Here is a 20801-nt window from a genome sequence, read left to right as displayed (position 1 = left end):
TTCCGGTATATAGGGCGTTTGCACAACTCGGCCAAAGGATTAGGCGTTTCCGCAAATTTCAAACTGAGACACTGCCGGGAAAGAGAATTGCTTCCCGATAGGAGGATCATGGTCTAAAAGCGTCTCCTCCCGCCGACTGAAAGGCTGACCATGGCACTGAGAGCCGACGACCTGATCGACCGCCGCCGCTTGCGGCGCAAGCTGACATTCTGGCGCGTTGCCGCGATCGGCATCGTAGCCCTCGGGGTGATTGCGCTTTCAGCCTGGTTCTATCGCGACGATTTCGGCGGCTCGGTGGTCGACCATATCGCCAAGGTCAAGATCGAAGGCACGATCACCGAGGACGAGGAACTGATCAAGCGACTGGAAACCATTCGTCTGTCGTCGAAGGTGAAAGGCGTGATCCTGTCGATCGATTCGCCTGGCGGCACCACGGTCGGCGGTGAATCGATCTATGACGAGGTGCGCAAGCTGGCCGCCGACAAGCCTGTCGTGGCCGAGGTCGGCACGCTCGCCGCATCGGCGGGCTATATGATCGCCAGTGCCGCCGATCATATCGTTGCCCGCAAGACCTCGATCGTCGGCTCGATCGGCGTCCTGATTCAGTATCCCGACGTCAGCGGCCTGATGGACAAGCTCGGCGTCAAACTGGAGGAAGTGAAATCCTCGCCGCTGAAAGCCGCGCCCTCTCCCTTCAAGCCGACCAATGACGACGAGCGCGCCATGGTCCGCAAGCTCATCCTCGACAGCTACGACTGGTTCGTCGGCATCGTTGCCGAGCGCCGCAAGATGACCCGCGAACAAGCGCTGGCGCTTGCCGACGGCTCGATCTTCACCGGTCGCCAGGGTGTCGCCAACGGACTGATCGACGCCGTCGGCGGAGAGACCGAAGCGGTCAACTGGCTGGCGACCAAGGGCGTCGACGCCAAACTCGAGGTCGTCGAATGGAAGGACACCGAACGGCGCGGCGGCTTCCTGTTCTCCAAAGCGATGGCGCAAACGATCGGCAGCGCGCTCGGCCTGCCGGCCTCCAGCGGCGACATCATCCATGATCTCGGCGCCGACCGCTTGTTTCTTGACGGTCTCGTTTCCGTCTGGCACCCTTGAGATGCGTTTGGGGCAAGTGAAAAAAGCAAATAAAATCATCCTCATAATTTTGACCGCACTGCTTTCACGGGGATCCGTCTCATGATCAAGTCCGAACTTGTGCAGATTATCGCCACGCGCAATCCGCATCTTTTCCTGCGCGACGTCGAAAACATCGTCGGCGCGATCTTCGATGAAATCACCGACGCCCTTGCCGAAGGCAACCGGGTCGAACTGCGCGGCTTCGGCGCTTTTTCGGTGAAAAACCGTCCCGCCCGCACCGGCCGCAATCCGCGCACCGGCGAATCCGTCGAGGTCGAGGAGAAATGGGTGCCGTTCTTCAAGACCGGCAAGGAACTGCGTGAAAGGCTGAACGGCGGCAAGTAGGCGCGGGCGTCAGCGCCAGACGGCCTCTCGGAGAGGCCAGCTTCCGACGGAAAACATCATGTTCAATCGCTTCTTGCTCATCGTGATCTTCGTGCCCTTGGCGATCATCCTGATCGCACTCGCCGTTGCCAACCGTGAACTGGTCGCCTTCACGCTGGACCCGTTCAACCCCGGCAATCCCAAGCTGACACTGACTTTGCCGCTGTTCATCTTCCTGTTCCTGGCGCTCGCCATCGGCATGATCGTCGGCAGCCTGGCAACCTGGGTCAAGCAGGGCCGCTACCGCAAGCTGGCGCGCCAGCGCGGCGTCGAGGCCGAGAACCTGCGCCAGGCGGTCAGCCGCGCGCCGGCGGCACCGCAAGGCCCTGTCCAAGGATCGGCCCAAGGGTCTGCCCAGGGGTCTGCATTGCCGAAGCCGACCGCTTGAACCGCCCGTCGGCAGTTTTGTCCCCACGGAGTTTTTCATGCTGACCATTTCGGCCCCAGAGGTCGACCATGCGCTGACCTTTCCCGGACTGGTCGAGACGCTGCGCACAGCGTTTCGCGACGGCGCGGTGCAGCCGGTCAGGCACCATCATACGATCGAGCGGCCCGATGGCGCGGCCTCCACCCTGCTCTTGATGCCTGCCTGGACCGATCTCAACGCGGCAGGCACATCGGCCGGTGGTCACGTCGGCGTCAAGATCGTCACCGTCTCGCCCGACAACAACTCCATCGGCAAGCCCGCGGTGATGGGGCTCTACCTCCTGCTCAATGGCGCCACTGGTGAACCCGAAGCCTTGATCGACGGCCAGCGCCTGACCCAGTGGCGCACCGCCTGCGCTTCGGCGCTGGCAGCTTCCTATCTCGCGCGCGACGATGCCTCGCGGCTGCTGGTGGTCGGCGCCGGCGCGCTGTCGCCGTTCCTCGCCAAGGCGCATAGTGCCGTACGGCCGATCAAGTCCATCCGCATCTGGAACCGCACCCCGGCCAATGCCGAGAAGGTCGCGGCCGATCTGCGTGCCGAAGGCTTCGCGGCCAGCGCCGCGACCGACCTCGATGCCGAGCTTGGGCAGGCCGACATCGTCTCCTCGGCGACGATCACGACGACACCATTGATCAAGGGCGCCTTGTTGCGGCCGGGAACCCATGTCGACCTGGTCGGCGGCTTTACGCCCACGATGCGAGAAAGCGATGACGACGCGATCGCGATCGCCCGCGTCTATGTCGACACCCGCGCCGGCGCCACCAAGGAAGCCGGCGACATCGTCCAGCCGCTGGCCTCCGGCGTCCTGAAGCCGGAAGCCATCGTCGCCGATCTGCACGAATTGGCGCGTGGCCAGAAGAAGGGCCGCGAAAGCGCCGGTGAGATCACGCTGTTCAAGTCGGTCGGCGCCGCGCTCGAGGATCTTGCCGCCGGCATTGCGGTCTATAACGCGCTGAAGACCTAGTTCACCGGTATAGGCATTTTGGCGCCCATTGCCTCGGCGATGACACGAAAATCGTGATCCCCGATTTCGAAGAGGCCAAAGCGAAGCTGATAGCCCCAGTTCGGCTTGCCGGCTGTGAAATCCAGCCTGTCGAGCAACGGCTTGATCGGGATTTCCTCGGCCTTCGCCCATTCGACATCGCGACGGAATGGCGTGAAGCCGCCGCCCATATCACCCTGATAGGGTTCGCCTGCCCGCACCGTGCCGATGGCCGTGAAGGCCTGCAGGCCATCTTTCTCGCCCAAAATGGTGGTCGGCGAATAATAGGTGATGCCATCGCCGGGCCTGACGCGGCGCAGCGGTGCCGCCTTGCCGTGGTTGACCTGCATGAAGCCGCTCTGCCGGCCGCGCCGGACATGTTCGGCCGAGGCTACCGCGATCCAGTACGCACTCATTTCTGTTCCCCATTGGCCTGTTCCCCATCGGACAGCCAGTAGACGCGCAGGCGATGATTATCGGGATCGAGCGCGACGAAGGTGCGGCCGAAATCCATGTCGGTCGGCGTCTGCAGGATTGTCAGCCCGCGCCCGGACCAGTCGGCATGGGCGGCATCGACCGCATCGCGCGTATCCAGCGCAAAGACGAGCTCGGCGCCGCCACCTGCCGCGGCCGCTGCCGGCTCGACCGTATGGCGCGACCAGAGGCCGAGCTTGAAACCAGCATCCAGAACGAAAAGCACGAAGGTCGGTGAGCTTTCGACTGGTTCGCGACCGAACAGCGCACTGTAGAAGGCGCCGCTCCGCCGCGGCTGGTCGACATAGAGGATAACGAAATTCGGGGTGGCCATGTCTTGCTCTCCAAGGTTCAGCGTTTCGACCTGGCGAACATAGGATAGGCTACTGTCAGATTATGGCAGTAGCCGTCACGAACCGCGCGGCTTGTCGAGCGTCGCCCGCCATTCCTTCAGCAGCGCCTGGCGTCGGCGCGGATAGCGCGCATCGGCGGCCTTGAGCTCGGCGATGCGATCGGCGCGAAAATGCCGGAAATCCTGGCGCATCTCGCACCACGCCACCACCACCCGCACCTTGTCGAAGAAGCCGAGCGCGAACGGCCAGACCACGCGCTCGGACGCGGCGCCGCCCGCGTCGCGGTAGAGAAAGCCGAGCTTGCGCTCGTTGCGGATGGCCTGCCGCACCATACCGAGGTCGATGCCCTCGATGGCCGCGGCGGGCGGCCCGACCAGCAGCGTGCTCGCGTCGAGATCCTCGCGCAGATCGTCCGGCAGCACGGCGGCGATCTTGGCCAGCGCGTTGGCGGCGGCGGCCGAGAGACGCTGGTCCGGCTGCTTGGCGACCCAGCGCGAGCCAAGCACGATGGCCTCGATCTCCTCGTCGCTGAACATCAGCGGCGGCAGCATGAAGCCGGGCTTGAGCACATAGCCCAACCCCGCCTCACCCTCGATCGGCGCGCCCTGGCCCTGCAGCGTCGCGATGTCGCGGTAGAGCGTGCGGATCGAAATCCCGAGCTCATCGGCCAGAGCCTGCCCGCTTACCGGCCGGCGGTGCCGACGCAGCGTCTGGATCAGGTCGAGCAGGCGTTCGGAGCGGGACATCCAGCAGATTTGCCCGTTTCTTTGACATTGGTCCATCGCTGGCCGACATAAACCGGCAAGGCCGGCGAGTCGGACTTGGTTGCGAAGCCGGTTGCCCTATGTCAAAAGCGGCCACGCCGCTCGGAGTTGCCCCCGCTTGAAGTCTTTTCGCGACAAACGCCGCGACAACCGTCCGCATCCATCCGCGAAGGGTGCGGCGGACGTGTCACGTCCGCGTACCGGCCAGGTTCCTGCCAGGCCGGAAGCGCAGCCGCGCGAGCGACAGGAGGCGAAGGTGGACAACCGTTCCGAGACGAAATCCGCGCCCCGCGTCCTTGCCCGCCGCGACGGCGACCTGCCCATCGAGCATCTTCCCGTGATCCTCGAAGTGGCGCCGAATGCCGATTATGCGCTGCTCGACAGCGGCGCCGGCCAGAAACTCGAACAATACGGCCCCTACCGGATCGTGCGGCCCGAGGGCCAGGCGATCTGGCAAAAGGCCTTGCCGGCAAAAGACTGGGAGCGCGCCGACGCCGTCTTCACCGGTGATACCGACGAGGAAGGCATCGGCCGCTGGCGTTTCCCTAAGGTGCCGCTCGGCGAGACCTGGCCGATGAAGCATGACGGCATCGACTATCTCGGCCGTTTCACCTCGTTTCGCCATGTCGGCGTCTTTCCCGAGCAGGCCTCCCACTGGGACCACATGGCCGGGCTGATCGCCGCGGCGAAGCGACCGGTCAAGGTGCTGAACCTGTTTGGCTATACCGGCCTCGCCTCGCTGGTCGCGGCCCGCGCCGGCGCCGAGGTCACCCATGTCGATGCCTCGAAGAAGGCGATCGGCTGGGCCCGCGAGAACCAGGAGATGGCCGGCCTTGGCAGCAAGCCGATCCGCTGGATCGTCGACGATGCGGTGAAGTTCGCCGAGCGCGAGGAGCGCCGCGGCAGCCGCTACGACATCATCCTGTTCGACCCGCCGGCCTATGGCCGTGGCCCCAAGGGCGAAGTCTGGCAATTGTTCGAGGACCTGCCTGATCTGACCGACCTTTGCCGCGCGATCCTGACGCCGAAACCGCTCGCCGTGGTGCTGACCGCCTATTCGATCCGCGCCTCCTTCTTCGCCATCCATGCCTTGATGCGCGACACCTTTGCCGGCATGGGCGGCAAGGTCGAATCGGGTGAGCTGATCATCCGCGAAAAGTCCGCCGGCCGGGCGCTTTCGACCTCGCTGTTTTCGCGTTGGGTGGCCTGAATGAACGAGCGGCACGCAGGCGCACCCGGGCAGGTGAAGGAAGTCACCAGCCTCGCCAATCCGCTGGTCAAGGACATCAAGGCGCTCGCCCAGAAGAAATTCCGCGACCAGCAGAACGCCTTCATGGCCGAGGGACTGAAGCTGGTCATCGATGCGCTCGATCTCGGCTGGCAGATCAGAACATTGGTTTTCGCCAAGGCCGGGCGTGGCAACGCGGCGGTGGAGAAGGTCGCCGCACGCACGGTTGCCGCCGGCGGCATGGTGCTCGAAGTTTCGGAAAAGGTGCTCGTCGCCATCACCCGCCGCGACAATCCGCAAATGGTGGTCGGCGTCTTTTCGCAAAAATTCCTGGCCCTGAAGGATGTCCGCGCCGACAATGGCGATGTCTGGGTGGCGCTCGACCGGGTGCGCGATCCCGGCAATCTCGGCACCGTCATCCGCACCGTCGATGCCGTCGGCGCCAAGGGTGTCATCCTGGTCGGCGACACCACCGATCCATTTTCCGTGGAGACGGTGCGCGCCACCATGGGTTCGATCTTTGCCGTGCCGTTGGCCAAGGCGACAACCGAGGCTTTCCTTGCCTGGCGAGGCGGCTTTTCAGGCCTCGTCGCCGGCACCCACCTGAAAGGCGCCGTCGACTACCGCTCGGTCGATTTTTCCCGCGGGCCCGTGCTGCTGATGATGGGCAACGAGCAGCAGGGGCTGCCCGAAAGCCTGGCCGCGAGTTGCGACAGGCTGCTCAGGATTCCGCAAGCGGGCCGCGCCGATTCGCTCAACCTGGCCGTTGCGACCGGCATCATGCTGTTCGAGATCCGGCGCGGCGCGCTGAAGCTCGAACCAATCGTGGACCAGCAATGAAGGTTGCCCACCCGTGAGATCATGGTCTCCCTACGCGTTGCTCGTCGTCGCGGCCATAGCGCTCGACCAGTGGATAAAACACCTGGTCGAGACCGGTCTCGCCTTTCAGGAAAAGCTCGATCTGGTGCCTTTCCTGGCGCTGTTTCGCACCTACAACACCGGCATCGCCTTCTCGATGTTCTCGTCCTTCGGCGACACCGGGCTGATCGTCATTTCGCTTGCGGTCGTTGCGTTCGTGCTGTTCCTGGCGACGCGGATAGCGCCGTCCCAGATCCTTGCCCGCGCCGGCTTTGCGCTGATCGTCGGCGGCGCGCTCGGCAATCTGATCGACCGCGCCGTCTACGGCCATGTCATCGACTACATCCTCTTCCACACGCCGGTCTGGTCCTTCGCCGTCTTCAATCTTGCCGACGCCTTCATCTCTGTGGGCGCGGCATTGGTCGTCTTGGACGAACTGTTCGGCTGACGGCGCGAGCCCAGGTCTTCAAACGCCAAGCCTTCCAAAGATTGACCCCGTGCGGCCGGCGCCGCACAGTTCATGTCGCCAAACAGATCGCGGAGAAAGAGGAGAAAGAGATGCCAGAAACCTTCAAAGCCATCCTCGTTTCGCGCGACGCCGAGAAAAAGCAGGCGGTAGCCGTGACCGATCTCACCGAAGCCGATCTGATGGAAGGCGATGTCACCATCGCGGTCGAGGCAACGACGGTGAACTACAAGGATGGCCTGGCGATCACAGGCAAGGCGCCGGTGATCCGCCGCTGGCCGCTGGTGCCGGGCATCGATTTCGCCGGCACCGTCATCTCGTCCTCCCATTCCGACTGGCGCGCCGGAGACAAGGTCATCCTGAACGGCTGGGGCGTCGGCGAAACCCATTTCGGTGCCTATGCCGGCCGCGCCCGTGTCAAGGGCGACTGGCTGGTGCCTCTGCCGCAAGGCATCAGCCCGCATGACGCGATGGCCGTCGGCACCGCCGGCTACACCGCCATGCTCTGCGTCATGGCGCTGGAGCGGCACGGCATCCTGCCCGATCGCGGCCCGGTGGTGGTGACGGGGGCGGCCGGCGGCGTCGGCTCGGTCGCGGTCTCGATCCTGTCCAGCCTCGGTTACCATGTCATTGCTTCCACCGGTCGCAACGCCGAAAGCCCCTATTTGATCAACCTTGGCGCCGCCGAAGTGATATCGCGCGACGAGCTTGCCCAGCCGGCCAAGCCGCTGGCCAAGGAGCGCTGGGCCGGTGGCATCGACGCCGTCGGCAGCCACACGCTGGCCAATGTGCTGTCGATGACATCCTATGGCGGCGCGGTCGCCGCCTGCGGCCTGGCCGGCGGTATGGACCTGCCGGCCAGCGTCGCTCCCTTCATCCTGCGTGGTGTGTCGCTGCTCGGCATCGATTCGGTGATGGCGCCGAAGGCGGTCCGCCTCGAAGCATGGCGGCGTATCGGCACCGACCTCGATCTGAAGAAGCTCGCCAGCCTGTCCAGGACCATCGGATTCGACGGCATCATCGATGCCGCGCGCGACATCGTCGACGGCAAGATACGCGGCCGCGTCGTCGTGGACATGTGAACCCGCTCGACTGCCGGAGAAGGCGGGCGGAATTGCCGCGCCCGATGGCAAATCCGTCGCGGCCACGGCAAAAGCGCCCATCCGCTAAAATTCGAACGATCCGCCGCAATTTTCCATAATCTCTGTCTGGCAAGGATTTCGCATGATCGCGGAATCCGGCAGCCAGAAGGCGGACACTGGCGACGACGTGGACGCCACGTCGACGCGGCGCTTTGTCGCCGCGCCGCCATTGGTGCCCGAGCCCGAGCCCGCCAGGCGCGAAGGGCTTCCGTTCCTGGCCTTCGTCGCCATCATCGTGCTGGCAGGCCTGGCGCACCTGACCGGGGCACCGGTCTTCATCAGCATCGCATTGCTGGCAACCGGCCTTGCCGGCCTTGCCATGCATCTGCGCGCCATGCGGAGCGAACACCGCACCGCGGCCCTTCTTGACGAAACCACTGCCCGCAGCCGCGCCGAGATCGAGACGCTGGCCGATCGCATGTGGGAAATGCAGGAGAGCGATGAGCGCTTTCGCGGCCTGATCGATGCGCTCGGCGACCTCGTCATTCACCGCAACCGCGACGGCTACATCGTCTATGCCAACAAGGTTTTCGCCGATCTCGTCGAAACCGATCAGCGCGACCTTGCCGGCAAGACCCTGGCGGAACTCGGCATCGAGGTCGGCATCGTTCCCGATGCCGCCTTTTCCGACCATGAATGCCTGAGTTCCACCGATGTCGCCATCAATACGCCTACCGGCCCGCGTTGGTTCTCGTGGATCGAACTGTCGGTGCGTGACAAGGACAGCGGCGCCGTTTCGCATCGCGCCATCGCCCGCGACATCACCGCCCGCAAACGCGCCGAATCCTCGCTGATCACCGCACGCGAACGAGCCGAGTACGCCAGCCAGGCCAAATCGCGTTTCCTCGCCACCGTCAGCCATGAAATTCGCACGCCGATGAACGGCATCATGGGCATGGCCAGGCTACTGGCCGACACCAGCCTGTCGCCGGAACAGCAGACCTATGTCGGCGCCGTCTCAACCTCGGCCAGCGCATTGCTTGCCCTGATCGAGGATCTGCTCGACTACTCCAAGATCGAAGCCGGGCGCTTCGACCCGGAGCCGCAGCCGATGTCGGTGCGCGAGATCGCCGACAACATCGTCGAATTGCTGGCCGCGCGCGCCTTCGCCAAGGATATCGGGCTGGGCTGCCATGTCGAACCCGACGTGCCGCAATTGATCACCGCCGATCCGGGCAAGGTCAGGCAGGTGCTGCTCAACCTTATCGGCAACGCCATCAAGTTCACCGACAGCGGCGGCGTGCTGGTGAGCATTGCGCGAGCGCGCACCGAAACCACCGACCGCATATGCTTCACCATCGCCGATACCGGTTCGGGCCTGCATGATGAGGACCTGGACCGTATTTTCGAGGAGTTCGAGCAAGCCGACGGCACGTCGACGCGTACGCATGGCGGGGCCGGCCTCGGCCTTGCCATCTCCAAACGCCTGGTGGCCGCCATGGGCGGCACGATCTCGGTATCCAGCCGGCTCGGCCAGGGATCCGAGTTCGTCTTCGAGATCCCGGCGATAGCGGCCACAGAAGCGCCGCAGGGCCGGCAGAACGCACTCTCTGGCAGACGCGCGGTGATCCTGTCGAAAAACGCCGTCGAGGCCGACGCCATCGCCCGCACCATCCGCGCCAATGGCGGCACGGTCGACATCGCCACCACCGCCGCGCAGGCCGCGCCCTTCGCCGCTGGCTGTGATGCGCTTCTGATCGATGCGGCCATGGAAGAAAGCGACGGCAGGTTGCTCAAGCGCCTGCGCCAGAGCGGTTTTTCCGACTGCGAGGCCATCACGCTGATCGCGCCGACCGATCGCGGCATGCTTGGCGAGTTCCGCGCCGGCGGCTACGCAACCTTCCTGGCCAGGCCGGTACGTGGCGGAACGCTTCTGCGTGTGCTGTTGAGCAGCCATGCTCCCAGCCTCGTCCAGCCGCAGCCGGAAAAGCGTGGCGCGCCGGCGCTTCGCGCCGTCGGCAACCGCCAGCGCGGCCTGTCGGTGCTGATCGCCGAGGACAATGACATCAATGCCATGCTGGCCCGCGCCACGCTGCTGAAGGCCGGGCATCGCGTCAAGGTGGTCGGCAACGGCAAGGCCGCCGTCGAGGCTGTCACCGGCGCCGGGCACAACCACCGCTTCGACGTGGTTTTGATGGATTTGCACATGCCGGTCATGGACGGACTGGACGCGATTGCCGCCATCCGCCGCCATGAGGAAGAAACCGCCGTGCCGCCGGTGCCGATCATGGTGCTGTCGGCCGACAGCCAGGAAAAGACCCGCCATGCGGTGTTGGCTCATGGCGCCAGCGGCTTTGTCACCAAGCCGCTCGACCCCGAGGCGCTGGTCAATGCCGTCGAGGGACAGGTTGTCGCGGCCTGAGTTTTCCACCCGCCCATTTCAGGCCGCGCGCTCACGTAAAGGAGCCGGTTGATCCTATTCGCCAGCCGACGAAGTATTGCCCACGACGTCGTATCACGGTACTGTCACAATCCTGTTGCACCTACACCGTATCCCCGTGCCAAGAGGGATGGCTCGAAGGAGAATCACTCGTGCATACAGTTATGCCGGAATGTGACACTCGGCCGAACGCCAGCAGCGCCTTGCTTGCCGGATGTAAAGTCGATTCCGTCATAAAGGGCGCGGCACTGGGCCGTATAGGCAATCTTGAAGTGCGGCTCGCTCGCAACGAGGCCGAGATCGCGGCCGCGCAGGAAGTGCGCTACCGGGTGTTCTACGACGAACTTGGCGCCAGGAAGGATCTGTTCCAGGCCCACGACCGCCGTGACGCCGACCGGTTCGATCCGCTCTGCGACCATCTGCTGGTTTTGGACACGACGCTTTCCGGCCCCGAACATCGCCGCATCGTCGGCACCTATCGGTTGCTGCGGCAAGAAATCGCGGCCACGGCCGGAGGGTTCTATTCCGAAGGTGAATTCGAGCTGACCAAGCTCATCGCCCGTCACCCCGGCCAGCGCTTTCTCGAACTGGGCCGCTCCTGCGTTTTGCCGGAATACCGCTCGAAGCGCACCATCGAGGCGCTGTGGCAAGGCATCTGGGCTTACATCAACCACTACGAAATCGGTGTGATGACCGGTTGCGCTTCCTTCCACGGCACGGTGCCGGCGGCGCATGCCGAGGCACTCACCTACCTCGCCCACCACTGCCGGACGAATTCGGCCTGGGATGTGCGCGCGGTGTCCGGGCGTTACTGCTCGATGGACCTGATGCCGATCGAGGCGGTCAACACCAAGGCGGCGATCGCGGCGATGCCGCCCTTGGTCAAGGGTTACCTGCGCGTTGGCGCGCGCATCGGCGATGGCTGCGTCATCGACCGCGAATTCTCGACGGTCGACGTCTTCGTCGTCATGCCGGTCAAGGAAATCGGCGCCCGCTACGTCAATTATTATGGCGGGGAAGCTCAACGCTTCGCTGCGTAAAGTGGTGAATGGTGAATGGTGGGAGTTACACCCCGTTCTAATTGCCATTCACTATTTACCATTCACCATTCACTTCTCTCACGGAATATCTTCCGGCCGCCTGCCGGGTCGGCTTTTGTAGGACGGAAACGACCAGCCGAATTTGAGTGCGCCGCCACGCACAAGGAACGCCGCCGCAAAACCGGCGAGGTCCGAGGCGAGCGGCGGCAATCCGGCAAGATCGCCAAGTGTATAGAGGCCGGCACCCGCAAGGGCTGCCGTAACGTAGATTTCGGGCCTGAGCAGCACCGATGGCTCGCCGGCCAGGAGATCGCGCAGAATGCCGCCGGAAGTGGCGGTGAGCACGCCGGTGATGACGGAGACGACAGGTGAACCGGTAATCGCCAGTCCCTTGGCGGCGCCCATCACCGAAAAGGCGGCGAGCCCAATGGCGTCAAGCCAGAGCAGCCATTTCCAGCGAGATTCGACACGATGCGCGCTGAAGAAGACCAGCACCGCAACCACGGCGCAGATCAGCACATAGCTGGAGTTGGCGACCCAGAAAACCGGAAGGTTGAGGATGACGTCGCGAAGCGTGCCGCCGCCTATTCCGGTGACGCTGGCCAGGAACAGGAAACCGATAATGTCGAGTTGCTTGCGCGAAGCCGCAAGCGCCCCGGTCGCAGCGAAGACGGCGACACCGGCATAGTCGAGAAGCGCGATGGGGTTCATGAAGCGAACAATGAAAGAGTGAGTAGCGAATAGCGAGTAGCGAATAGCACGAAGCCGCGCAGCAACTCTTGCGTATTTCCTATTCGCTACTCGCTATTCGCTGCTCGCTTGTCCGTTCAGGCGTCTTTCTCGGCCTGTTCGTTCACCGGCCCCGGCTCGACCGGCGCTTCAGCGGCGGCTAGCTTCGGGCCGCCCTTGGCGACGCCGACCATGGCCGGTCGCAGCACCCGATCGCCGATCGAATAGCCCGGCTGCACGACCTGGACCACGGTGTTGGCCGGAACATCCGGATTGGGCACTTCGAACATCGCCTGATGGAAATTGGGATCGAACTTCTCGCCTTCAGGCGCGAGCTTCTTGACCCCGTGCCGTTCCAGCGCCGACAGCATGGCGCGCTCGGTCAAGTCGACGCCTTCGATCAACGCCTTGAAGCCGGCGTCACCCGACGCCTTGGCCTCGGCCGGAATCGCATCCAACGCACGGCGCAGATTGTCCGACACCGACAGCATATCGCGAGCGAAATTCGCGACCGCGTAGGTACGCGCGTCGTGCATGTCGCGCGCCGTGCGGCGACGCAGGTTTTCCATTTCGGCCGCCACGCGCAGCGCGCGGTCCTTCAATTCTTCATTTTCCTTCAGCAGCCGCACAAGGGCTTCATAGTCGCCGTTGACGCTGCCTTCCGTGCGCTCGGCATTGGCCTCGGTCGCCTCGACTTCATCGGGCGCGCGTTCGTCTTTTGCCTGGTCGCTCATCGCCGTTTCCCGTCAATCTCGAATGATGTGGATTTTGAGCCCGATATCGAGGTTTGGCGGCCAAAAATCAAGGGGGTAGGCGATTGTGAAGGCTGTCGACCAAGGCCGGACAACGACGGCAGGCATTTCGATTTTAATTCAAATTTTACCCTAACCGGCGGCTTTGCTTGCCACAAAGGCGTGATGCGGGAACCATTCCCTTGCTGGAGAAGTTTCGAAGCCGACACAGGATTTTGAGATGATGACCCGCAAAAGGACCGAAAAGGCAGAACGGCTAGCCACCGAGGTCAGACGCCAGCTCGGCGCCGAGGCGGTCACCCGCTTTATGCGCACCTTACCAGCCTTCCGCACGGAAGCCGACATTCCTGACCGATTCAGAAAACTGCTCGACCGCCTCGACGGAGCGGAGAAGAGTGACGTCGGCTGGCGCCGGCGGTAGAGAACGACCAATCTTGGCGGCAACCCTCGGGTTCCCGAATGATCTTGAAAGCCCGCCGCTCCGGGGGGAAAACCATCAAACGGTGAACTGCGGTTGGCTCGACCCACAGGCCACGCGACAATTACGCGCAGTAATTTTGCGTGATCTTTGCTTGCAGTGGCGGGACACCCCGCCTATGCTTCGTGATGAACATGATTTCCCCTGAGGCGGTCGCCAACAGCAAGCGCGCCTGGCTGAAAATTCTGGCGCGCTACAAGAAGCCTGACAGGCGGCGCAGCGCCGTCGAACTCGCCATCACACTCATTCCGTTTGCCGTGCTCTGGGGACTGTCCTCGGCGTCCTATGCCTATGGCCATTGGTGGGGACTGATCCTGATCCTTCCCGCGGCCGGGTTTCTGGTGCGCATCTTCATGATCCAGCACGATTGCGGTCACGGCTCCTTCTTTGCCAATCGCTATGCGGACGACTGGATCGGCCGCGGGCTCGGCATCCTGACGCTGACACCCTACGACTGCTGGCGGCGCGCTCACGCGACGCATCATGCCAGCGCCGGCAATCTTGACGAACGCGGCATGGGCGACATCAGGACGCTGACCGTTGCCGAATACCGGCGGATGTCATGGCGAGGCCGCCTTGCCTATCGTCTCTATCGCCACCCGCTGGTGATGTTCGGGCTCGGGCCGATCTGGCTGTTTATCTTCGAGCAAAGGCTGCCCGTCGGCATGATGCGGGGCGGCCTGACGCCCTGGGTGTCGTCGATGACCACCAATCTTGGCATCGCGATTGCGGCAGCCATCCTCATCTGGTTCGTCGGCCCTGGCGCGTTCCTGGTGGTCCATCTGCCGATCGTCATCCTCGCCGGTTCGGCGGGCATCTGGCTGTTCTACGTCCAGCATCAGTTCGAGGAAACGGAATGGGCGAAGGACGCCGACTGGGAATTCCAGCACGCCGCCCTGCATGGCTCCTCCTACTACGACCTGCCGCCGGTACTGAACTGGCTCACCGGCAATATCGGCGTCCATCACGTCCACCACCTCTCGGCCAGGGTTCCGTGCTACCGGCTGCAGGAAGTTCTGCGGGACTATCCGGAACTGCGCACCATCGGTCGCGTCACGCTGCTCGAAAGCCTGCGATGCGTCAAACTGGCGCTGTGGGACGAGAATCGCCGGAAACTGGTGTCTTTCCGCGAGGCGTGGGCGGCCGCCTAAGCAATTCCAGGAAAAGTGTGAAACGGTTTTCCCAGGAAAGCGCGCAGCGCTTTCCCTAATGCATGTCGCCAAAAAGTTACCTCGATTTTGGGAGAACGACATGCATAAAAACAAAGACCTAAAGCGCGTCGCCTGAATCCGTTCAAACGCGACGCGCTTTAGAGAATTGCGTCAAAACAGGAAAATAGAAAGGCCGTCGCGCTACAGGCTCGGCGGCCTTAAAAAATCCCGGATCAGGCCGCCTGGCGCTCGTCGCGCATCAGGATCTCGCCATGGCGGATCTCCGTGCCCAGCACCTTCAAGCATTCGCGGATGAAATTGGACAGGCCCGGCCAGCCCTTGGCCGAAACGAGATTGCCGTCGACATGGGCGCCGGTCGGCGCGACATCGATATAGATACCGCCAGCGAGCGTCACCTCAGGCTCGCAATAATGCAGGGCGGCGACTTCCCGGCCCCGCACCACCCCGTCGACAGCGACCAGGATCTGCACGCCATGGCAGATGGTGAAGATCGGCTTCCCGGCCTCGTGGAAATGCCGCACCAGCGCCTGCACGCGCTTGTCGATGCGGATGTATTCCGGGCCACGCCCGCCCGCCGCATAGACGGCATCGTATCCGGCTGGGTCCACCTCGGAGAACGTCTTGTTGAGGATATAATCGTGGCCGGGCTTCTCGGTATAGGTCTGGTGACCTTCGAAGTCGTGTAGCGATGTTTTCAATATATCGCCCGCCTTCTTGTCTGGACAGACGACATGGACCGTGTGTCCAACCGCATGCATGGCCTGCTCAAAGACGAAAATCTCATATTCCTCGCTGAACTCGCCAACGAGCATCAGTATCTTCTTGCCAGCCATTCCCGGTTCCTCCCTTGTGGCTATATTTATTTCGGGTCACGAAATAATGGACCTATCCTAAGAGCAGGATGGCAAAAGGGAAAGCGTAAATCGCACAATTGGTAAGACCAGTCGATGTGGATCGTGATCAGCATCGCCGCAGTACCGTTCGCAGAAAGCGAAAACGGCACTATTGGTTCGACCAGAATTTCTATCCGTACGGATAGTCCCGGAGAAGGCCCGATCAGAGCCGATGTAAAGATGTCGGAAATTACCGCCGCGTCAGCTGTCGCGAACGCGCCGCCAGGAATATTTCGGCCCCTTGGGCTCCGATACGGCGGCCGGCTGGGAATAGAGCCCCAACCCGCCGGTACGTCCCTCCTCCAGCCGCTTCAACAGCACTGGGTTAGAAATCTCGAACTCGTCGAAGCCAAGCCGCAGCATATGCGGCAACTGGTCGACCAGAACCTGCCCGGTGGCGCGCACCGTACCTTCGAAATCGTAGCGGCCGCGCAGCAACTCACCCTTGGAGAAGGAGCGGCCATCGCTGAAGGCCGGGAAGGCCAGTGCCACCAGCGAGAGCTGGTCGAGCAGGTCGGCGATCTTCTCGAGCTGGTCGCCCGGCTGCAGCACGACGCCGAGGCGTTCCTTCGCCGAGCGGCGCACCTCCGGCTCGAGATCGAGGAACGCCTGCAACGGCAGGATGAAGCGGCCGTTTCCGGAAAGCGCCTCGGCGCTTTCGGCATGGGCCCACTCATCCTCGCGAAAACCCTCAGGGGTCCAGAGCCGGATCTCCGGTGTCGTCGGTTCAGTCATTAAAAATTCCTAAAAACTCAAAGAAGCCGAGGGTGCGTTGAGATTCAGGTCAGGCCGCGCCGAAAATGGTGGCTTCCGAGAACCGGATCGGAGCGTCCTTGAAATACGTGACCACCGAAAACGCAGGAAACCGCCGTTTGCAGGCCGGCCTTACCTGAATATCAACATACCCTAAAGTGATGCGTCGGTCAGCGACTTCTCCAGTCCCGACAGGTGAATGCCGCACTCGGTCTTGGCGTGGCCGGCCCAGCGGCCGCTGCGCGCGTCCTCGCCCGGCTGCACCGGCTGCGTGCACGGGAAGCAGCCGATCGACAGATAGCCATAGGCGACCAGCGGATTTTCGCGCAGCGCATGCGCGCGCATATAGTCCGCCTGATCCGATGTCGTCCAGTGCGCCAGCGGGTTGATACGGATGCGCGGGCCCACCGCTTCGAACACCGGAAGTGCTGCCCGGGTCGAGGCCTGGAAGCGCTTGCGGCCGGTAAACCAGGCGCGGAAAGGTGCAACGCCACGCGCCAGCGGCTCGACCTTGCGCACGTCGCAGCAGGCATCGGTGTTGCTCTGATGCAGATTGCCCGTCGGATCGATCCGTTCGAGCGCCGCCTCCTCGGGCTTGATCACCCTTATATTGGTCAGCCCGAAATCGGCGGCAAGCGCGTCGCGATAGCCGAGCGTCTCCTCGAAATGCTTGCCGGTGTCGAGGAAGATGACCGGCAGCGTTCGGTCGATCTTGGAGATCATGTGCAGCAGCACGGCCGAATCCGCGCCGAACGACGACACTGCTGATATCTCGTCGAGGAACAGTTCGCGGGCCGAGCGTTCGATGATCTCGAGCGGGTTCAGATGACCGTAAAGCGCATCGAGCCCCGCCGCCTTGGCGGCGATGCCGTCATCGACGTCGGCAATACGGTCAAGCGGCCTTGGCTTCGCCAGCATAGAGCGCCTCCTTGAACGGCGCGGGACCGACTCGGCGGTAGGCGTCGATGAATTTCTCTTGTGGGTCGAGCCGAAGGCCGAGATAGGTCTCGACGATCTGCTCTATGGCATCGGTGATCTCTTCCGACGAGAAGCCGCGGCCGATGATCTCGCCGACAGAGGTGTTCTCATCGGCCGAGCCGCCCAGCGTCACCTGATAGAGCTCGGAGCCCTTCTTCTCGACGCCGAGGATGCCGATGTGGCCGACATGATGATGGCCGCAGGCATTGATGCAGCCGGAGATCTTCAGCTTCAGTTCGCCGATCTCGCGCTGACGCTCCAGCGAGGCGAAGCGGCGCGAGATTTCCTGCGCGATCGGGATCGAGCGCGCCGTAGCCAGCGCGCAATAGTCGAGGCCAGGGCAAGCGATGATGTCCGATATCAGGTTGGAATTGGCCGTCGCCAGGCCGATGCCGACCAGCGCGTCATAGACCGCCTTGAGATCGGCGCGCGCCACATGCGGCAGGATCAGGTTCTGCTCGTGGCTGACACGCAACTCGTCGTATGCGTATGTCTCGGCGATGTCGGCGACCGCTTCCATCTGGCTGTCCGAGGCGTCCCCGGGCACCTCGCCAATGCCCTTGAGCGAGATCGTCACCGCCGCGTAGTCCGGGTGGCGATGCGTCACGACATTCTGGTCGAGCCACTCCGAGAACCCCTTGGAATCCAGGCGCGCCAGCTTGACCGCCTGGTCGCCTTCTGGCCGCTCGGTAAGCTCCGGCGGTGCGAAATAGGCCTCGATGGCGCGGATATCGGCTTCCGGCAGCTTCAGCTCGGCATCCTTCAACTCCTGCCATTCGGCCTCGACCTGGCGGGTGATTTCCTCGACGCCGGTCTCGTGGACGAGGATCTTGATGCGCGCCTTGTACTTGTTGTCGCGGCGGCCATAGAGGTTGTAAACGCGCAGGATCGCCGTGCAGTAGGACAGAAGGTCGGCTTCCGGCAGAAAGTCGCGGATCTTGCGGGCCACCATCGGCGTGCGGCCCTGGCCGCCGCCGATATAGACGGCAAAGCCGAGTTCGCCGGCGGCGTTCTTCTTCAGGTGCAGGCCGATATCGTGGGTCTGGATAGCAGCGCGGTCGCGCTCGGCACCCGTCACCGCGATCTTGAATTTGCGCGGCAGGAACGAGAATTCCGGATGCACCGACGACCACTGGCGCAGGATTTCTGCATAGGGTCGCGGATCGGCGACCTCATCGGCGGCGGCACCGGCGAAATGATCGGCGGTGACGTTGCGGATGCAATTGCCGCTGGTCTGGATCGCATGCATCTCTACGCTTGCCAGATCGGCCAGGATCGCCGGAATATCCGACAGCGCCGGCCAGTTGAACTGGATGTTCTGGCGCGTGGTGAAATGGCCGTAGCCCTTGTCGTATTTGCGGGCGATGTGACCCAGCATGCGCAACTGCTTGCCGTTCAGCGTGCCATAGGGCACTGCGATGCGCAGCATGTAGGCGTGCAGCTGAAGATAGACGCCGTTCATCAGCCTGAGCGGCCGGAACTGGTCCTCGGTGATCTCGCCGGCAAGGCGACGCTGGACCTGGTCGCTGAACTCGGCGACACGGGCCTGGACAAAATCGTGGTCGAACTCATCGTAACGGTACATGCTTCGTCTTTCAGGGCGCGTCCGCCCATGCCTGGTGTCTTGTTAAGCTGCCCAAATCGCCTGCTTGGCAGCCTGCTTGCCGAGATCGTTGCGGATGGTCGGGCCGGCAGCGCGGATCTTCTCGCGCAACCGCACCGGCTCAACGACGCCGTTGACGACATCGGCATCGATCAAATTGACGTCGACCACTTCGTTGACGGCATAGGCCTTGGCACCGATCGCCTCGAGGCGATCCTCGGCCGCCTTGTCATGTGCGAGATCGGCATGGTCCACCGTCTCGGCCCAGCCGCCATCGGCGTACCAGACGGCAATGCCGTCGGTCAGGCGGTTGGCGGTCAGAATCTTCATGACTGAACTCCTTCGGCGACCGAACTGGACGCACCTTCATGCCTGAGTGCCGCGAGCGGCTCGGACCGTTCAAAGTTGGCGCCGGCAACCGCATCGCCGATGATGGTCATGACCGGACCGGAAAGATCGGCGCGCTCTTCCAGCGACGGCAGGTCGGCAAGCGTGCCGTGGAAGCGGCGGCGGTTGGCAAGGCTGGCATTCTCGACGACGGCCACCGCCGTATCCGGCGATAGCCCGGCCTCGATCAGCCGGCCGGCAATCTCGGCCGCCACCGAGCGGCCCATATAGACGGCGACGGTGGCGCCCGAAATAGCGAGCTTGGCCCAGTCGGGCAGCGAATTGCCCTTGAGGTCGTGGCCGGTGGTGAACACCATCGACGAAGAAACCCCGCGCAACGTCAGCGGCAGTTCGAAATCGGCGGCAGCGGCGAAGGCCGCAGTGACGCCCGGAACCACCTCGTAGGCGATGCCGGCATCACGCAGCGCCGCCATCTCTTCGCCAGCCCGGCCGAACACCAGCGGATCGCCCGACTTCAGCCGCACGACACGCTTGCCTTCACGGCCAAGTTCGACCAGCAGCGCATTGATCTGCGCCTGGCTCTTGGTGTGGCAGCCCTTGCGTTTTCCGACCGGCAGGCGTTCGGCATCGCGGCGACCCATGGCAACGACCGCCTCCGGCACCAGCGCGTCATGGACGATGACATCGGCCTCCATCAGCAGACGATGGGCGCGGAGGGTCAGAAGATCCTCGGCGCCCGGACCGGCGCCGACCAGCGCGATGTGGCCGCGAGCCGGCGTGTTCGAACGCAGAAGATCGACGGTGGCGTCATGCGCCTGCGAAAGCTGGCCGGCTTCAGCCGCGCGGGCAGGAGCACCCGTGAAGAAATCATTCCAGAAGCGGCGCCGGGCATTGCCTCTCGGCAGCAGCTTCTCGGCAGTCCCGCGAAACGAAGCGGCAAGCGTTGCCAGCGGCCCGAGCGACGGCGACAGCATGCGGTCGATGCGGCCGCGCAGCATCTGGGCAAGCACCGGCCCGGCGCCCTCGGTACCGATGGCGATGGCGACCGGCGCGCGGTTGACCAGCGCCGGGGTGAAGAAATCGCAGAGCTCAGGCCGATCGACGGCATTGACCGGAATGCCCAGCCGGCGCGCGTCCGCGGCCACGCGCCGATCGAGTGCCTCGTCGCCGCTGGCGGCAAACACCATGACCGCGCCGTCGAGCTGCGACGCGTCGTAAGCGGCGGCAAAATGGTTGGTGCCGGTCTGAGCGATGAAGGCCAAGAGGTCGGGCTCGGCATGTTCGGCGATGATGCGCAAGACCGCGCTCGACTGTCCGATCAGCCGCGCCTTGGCCAGCGCCTCTTCGCCGCCGCCGACGATGGCCACGGCTTGCCCCTCCACTCGCATGAAGACGGGGAAGGCGTTGAGTTTGGGAGCATTGTTCGACATGGGCGCGAGCAGAATCCTGAACAGGCTTGCAGTTCTACG

At 63.6% G+C, this 20801-nt stretch carries 23 protein-coding genes; 12 read left to right on the top strand and 11 right to left on the bottom strand.

All coding sequences use genetic code 11. The features are described from left to right. The first annotated feature begins 150 nt into the window (after positions 1–150). The 4 genes from sppA (at position 151) to lhpI (ending at position 2903) form a co-directional block, all read left to right on the top strand. Positions 151–1107 carry a signal peptide peptidase SppA gene (sppA, locus tag NKH02_RS19375; protein ID WP_352880768.1) on the top strand — a complete coding sequence of 319 codons (957 nt, stop codon included), beginning with the start codon at positions 151–153 and terminating at the stop codon, positions 1105–1107. Positions 1108–1188: 81 nt separating this feature from the next. After that, the gene (locus tag NKH02_RS19370) at positions 1189–1473 is read left to right on the top strand and encodes an integration host factor subunit beta (RefSeq protein ID WP_006200394.1); all 285 of its coding nucleotides are present in this window, start codon (positions 1189–1191) and stop codon (positions 1471–1473) included. Between the two features lie 58 nt (positions 1474–1531). Then, positions 1532–1900, top strand: coding sequence for a DUF1049 domain-containing protein (locus NKH02_RS19365; RefSeq protein ID WP_352880766.1), 369 nt, complete (start codon positions 1532–1534; stop codon positions 1898–1900). A 37-nt stretch (positions 1901–1937) separates the two neighbouring features. After that, positions 1938–2903 carry a bifunctional Delta(1)-pyrroline-2-carboxylate/Delta(1)-piperideine-2-carboxylate reductase gene (gene lhpI, locus NKH02_RS19360; protein WP_352880764.1) on the top strand — a complete coding sequence of 322 codons (966 nt, stop codon included), beginning with the start codon at positions 1938–1940 and terminating at the stop codon, positions 2901–2903. Here the strand turns inward: lhpI and NKH02_RS19355 are convergent. The 3 genes from NKH02_RS19355 to NKH02_RS19345 all read right to left on the bottom strand — a co-directional run bounded on the left by NKH02_RS19355 (position 2900) and on the right by NKH02_RS19345 (position 4494). Next, on the bottom strand, positions 2900–3337 hold the full coding sequence (locus tag NKH02_RS19355; protein ID WP_352880762.1) for an EVE domain-containing protein: 438 nt from the start codon (positions 3335–3337) through the stop codon (positions 2900–2902). The two genes, lhpI and NKH02_RS19355, sit on opposite strands and share 4 nt — an antisense overlap. Further along, the gene (locus tag NKH02_RS19350; protein ID WP_352880760.1) at positions 3334–3729 is read right to left on the bottom strand and encodes a VOC family protein; all 396 of its coding nucleotides are present in this window, start codon (positions 3727–3729) and stop codon (positions 3334–3336) included. Before NKH02_RS19350 ends, NKH02_RS19355 begins: the two co-directional genes overlap by 4 nt. Before the next feature lie 75 nt (positions 3730–3804). Next, entirely contained in the window at positions 3805–4494 is a 690-nt protein-coding gene (locus tag NKH02_RS19345) for a helix-turn-helix transcriptional regulator (RefSeq protein WP_352880759.1), read from the bottom strand. 136 nt (positions 4495–4630) lie between these two features. On the opposite strand from NKH02_RS19345, the gene NKH02_RS19340 reads away from it, so the two are divergent. From NKH02_RS19340 to olsB, 6 genes are all read left to right on the top strand, one after another. Then, a complete protein-coding gene (locus NKH02_RS19340; RefSeq protein WP_352880758.1) occupies positions 4631–5722 on the top strand; it encodes an RsmD family RNA methyltransferase in 1092 nt (363 codons plus the stop codon). After that, positions 5723–6580 (top strand): TrmH family RNA methyltransferase, encoded by an 858-nt coding sequence (locus NKH02_RS19335; RefSeq protein ID WP_352880756.1) that lies wholly within the window; start codon positions 5723–5725, stop codon positions 6578–6580. 13 nt (positions 6581–6593) lie between these two features. Then, the gene (gene lspA, locus NKH02_RS19330) at positions 6594–7046 is read left to right on the top strand and encodes a signal peptidase II (protein WP_352880754.1); all 453 of its coding nucleotides are present in this window, start codon (positions 6594–6596) and stop codon (positions 7044–7046) included. 110 nt (positions 7047–7156) lie between these two features. Then, complete coding sequence (gene acuI / locus NKH02_RS19325) at positions 7157–8146, top strand: acrylyl-CoA reductase (NADPH) (RefSeq protein ID WP_352880752.1); 990 nt, start codon at positions 7157–7159, stop codon at positions 8144–8146. 142 nt (positions 8147–8288) lie between these two features. After that, positions 8289–10568 carry a response regulator gene (locus NKH02_RS19320; protein WP_352880750.1) on the top strand — a complete coding sequence of 760 codons (2280 nt, stop codon included), beginning with the start codon at positions 8289–8291 and terminating at the stop codon, positions 10566–10568. 182 nt (positions 10569–10750) lie between these two features. After that, entirely contained in the window at positions 10751–11626 is an 876-nt protein-coding gene (gene olsB, locus NKH02_RS19315) for a l-ornithine N(alpha)-acyltransferase (protein WP_352870044.1), read from the top strand. Positions 11627–11704: 78 nt separating this feature from the next. On the opposite strand, the gene NKH02_RS19310 is transcribed toward olsB, so the two are convergent. Beyond that, a complete protein-coding gene (locus NKH02_RS19310) occupies positions 11705–12337 on the bottom strand; it encodes a trimeric intracellular cation channel family protein (RefSeq protein ID WP_352880749.1) in 633 nt (210 codons plus the stop codon). A 116-nt stretch (positions 12338–12453) separates the two neighbouring features. After that, the gene (grpE, locus tag NKH02_RS19305; RefSeq protein ID WP_352869940.1) at positions 12454–13089 is read right to left on the bottom strand and encodes a nucleotide exchange factor GrpE; all 636 of its coding nucleotides are present in this window, start codon (positions 13087–13089) and stop codon (positions 12454–12456) included. Between the two features lie 238 nt (positions 13090–13327). Between grpE and NKH02_RS19300 the strand changes: the two genes are divergently transcribed. Next, a complete protein-coding gene (locus NKH02_RS19300; protein WP_352869942.1) occupies positions 13328–13528 on the top strand; it encodes a hypothetical protein in 201 nt (66 codons plus the stop codon). 185 nt (positions 13529–13713) lie between these two features. Continuing rightward, the gene (locus NKH02_RS19295; RefSeq protein WP_352869944.1) at positions 13714–14736 is read left to right on the top strand and encodes a fatty acid desaturase; all 1023 of its coding nucleotides are present in this window, start codon (positions 13714–13716) and stop codon (positions 14734–14736) included. 233 nt (positions 14737–14969) lie between these two features. On the opposite strand, the gene NKH02_RS19290 is transcribed toward NKH02_RS19295, so the two are convergent. The 6 genes from NKH02_RS19290 to cysG all read right to left on the bottom strand — a co-directional run bounded on the left by NKH02_RS19290 (position 14970) and on the right by cysG (position 20762). Continuing rightward, the gene (locus tag NKH02_RS19290) at positions 14970–15590 is read right to left on the bottom strand and encodes a DJ-1/PfpI family protein (protein ID WP_352880747.1); all 621 of its coding nucleotides are present in this window, start codon (positions 15588–15590) and stop codon (positions 14970–14972) included. Between the two features lie 261 nt (positions 15591–15851). Then, complete coding sequence (locus NKH02_RS19285) at positions 15852–16385, bottom strand: DUF934 domain-containing protein (protein ID WP_352880746.1); 534 nt, start codon at positions 16383–16385, stop codon at positions 15852–15854. 171 nt (positions 16386–16556) lie between these two features. Next, positions 16557–17321 (bottom strand): phosphoadenylyl-sulfate reductase, encoded by a 765-nt coding sequence (locus NKH02_RS19280; protein WP_352869948.1) that lies wholly within the window; start codon positions 17319–17321, stop codon positions 16557–16559. After that, entirely contained in the window at positions 17296–18966 is a 1671-nt protein-coding gene (locus NKH02_RS19275) for a nitrite/sulfite reductase (RefSeq protein ID WP_352880744.1), read from the bottom strand. Before NKH02_RS19275 ends, NKH02_RS19280 begins: the two co-directional genes overlap by 26 nt. Positions 18967–19008: 42 nt before the next feature. Further along, positions 19009–19314 (bottom strand): DUF2849 domain-containing protein, encoded by a 306-nt coding sequence (locus NKH02_RS19270; RefSeq protein WP_352869952.1) that lies wholly within the window; start codon positions 19312–19314, stop codon positions 19009–19011. Further along, positions 19311–20762: a siroheme synthase CysG gene (gene cysG / locus NKH02_RS19265; protein WP_352869954.1), complete on the bottom strand. Its 1452-nt coding sequence runs from the start codon at positions 20760–20762 to the stop codon at positions 19311–19313. The genes NKH02_RS19270 and cysG overlap by 4 nt, the downstream gene beginning before the upstream one ends. Positions 20763–20801 lie beyond the last annotated feature (39 nt).

The organism is Mesorhizobium sp. M1396, assembly GCF_040317725.1.
GTDB lineage: Bacteria > Pseudomonadota > Alphaproteobacteria > Rhizobiales > Rhizobiaceae > Mesorhizobium.
This window is presented reverse-complemented; position numbering and strand designations above follow the sequence as displayed.

Excerpts from the sequence above, each read along its gene's own strand:
- sppA (WP_352880768.1), top strand. The coding sequence starts at position 151 with ATGGCACTGAGAGCCGACGACCTGATCGACCGCCGCCGCTTGCGGCGC.
- NKH02_RS19370 (WP_006200394.1), top strand. The coding sequence starts at position 1,189 with ATGATCAAGTCCGAACTTGTGCAGATTATCGCCACGCGCAATCCGCAT.
- NKH02_RS19365 (WP_352880766.1), top strand. The coding sequence starts at position 1,532 with ATGTTCAATCGCTTCTTGCTCATCGTGATCTTCGTGCCCTTGGCGATC.
- lhpI (WP_352880764.1), top strand. The coding sequence starts at position 1,938 with ATGCTGACCATTTCGGCCCCAGAGGTCGACCATGCGCTGACCTTTCCC.
- NKH02_RS19355 (WP_352880762.1), bottom strand. The coding sequence starts at position 3,337 with ATGAGTGCGTACTGGATCGCGGTAGCCTCGGCCGAACATGTCCGGCGC.
- NKH02_RS19350 (WP_352880760.1), bottom strand. The coding sequence starts at position 3,729 with ATGGCCACCCCGAATTTCGTTATCCTCTATGTCGACCAGCCGCGGCGG.
- NKH02_RS19345 (WP_352880759.1), bottom strand. The coding sequence starts at position 4,494 with ATGTCCCGCTCCGAACGCCTGCTCGACCTGATCCAGACGCTGCGTCGG.
- NKH02_RS19335 (WP_352880756.1), top strand. The coding sequence starts at position 5,723 with ATGAACGAGCGGCACGCAGGCGCACCCGGGCAGGTGAAGGAAGTCACC.
- acuI (WP_352880752.1), top strand. The coding sequence starts at position 7,157 with ATGCCAGAAACCTTCAAAGCCATCCTCGTTTCGCGCGACGCCGAGAAA.
- NKH02_RS19320 (WP_352880750.1), top strand. The coding sequence starts at position 8,289 with ATGATCGCGGAATCCGGCAGCCAGAAGGCGGACACTGGCGACGACGTG.
- olsB (WP_352870044.1), top strand. The coding sequence starts at position 10,751 with ATGCCGGAATGTGACACTCGGCCGAACGCCAGCAGCGCCTTGCTTGCC.
- NKH02_RS19310 (WP_352880749.1), bottom strand. The coding sequence starts at position 12,337 with ATGAACCCCATCGCGCTTCTCGACTATGCCGGTGTCGCCGTCTTCGCT.
- grpE (WP_352869940.1), bottom strand. The coding sequence starts at position 13,089 with ATGAGCGACCAGGCAAAAGACGAACGCGCGCCCGATGAAGTCGAGGCG.
- NKH02_RS19300 (WP_352869942.1), top strand. The coding sequence starts at position 13,328 with ATGATGACCCGCAAAAGGACCGAAAAGGCAGAACGGCTAGCCACCGAG.
- NKH02_RS19295 (WP_352869944.1), top strand. The coding sequence starts at position 13,714 with ATGAACATGATTTCCCCTGAGGCGGTCGCCAACAGCAAGCGCGCCTGG.
- NKH02_RS19290 (WP_352880747.1), bottom strand. The coding sequence starts at position 15,590 with ATGGCTGGCAAGAAGATACTGATGCTCGTTGGCGAGTTCAGCGAGGAA.
- NKH02_RS19285 (WP_352880746.1), bottom strand. The coding sequence starts at position 16,385 with ATGACTGAACCGACGACACCGGAGATCCGGCTCTGGACCCCTGAGGGT.
- NKH02_RS19280 (WP_352869948.1), bottom strand. The coding sequence starts at position 17,321 with ATGCTGGCGAAGCCAAGGCCGCTTGACCGTATTGCCGACGTCGATGAC.
- NKH02_RS19275 (WP_352880744.1), bottom strand. The coding sequence starts at position 18,966 with ATGTACCGTTACGATGAGTTCGACCACGATTTTGTCCAGGCCCGTGTC.
- NKH02_RS19270 (WP_352869952.1), bottom strand. The coding sequence starts at position 19,314 with ATGAAGATTCTGACCGCCAACCGCCTGACCGACGGCATTGCCGTCTGG.
- cysG (WP_352869954.1), bottom strand. The coding sequence starts at position 20,762 with ATGTCGAACAATGCTCCCAAACTCAACGCCTTCCCCGTCTTCATGCGA.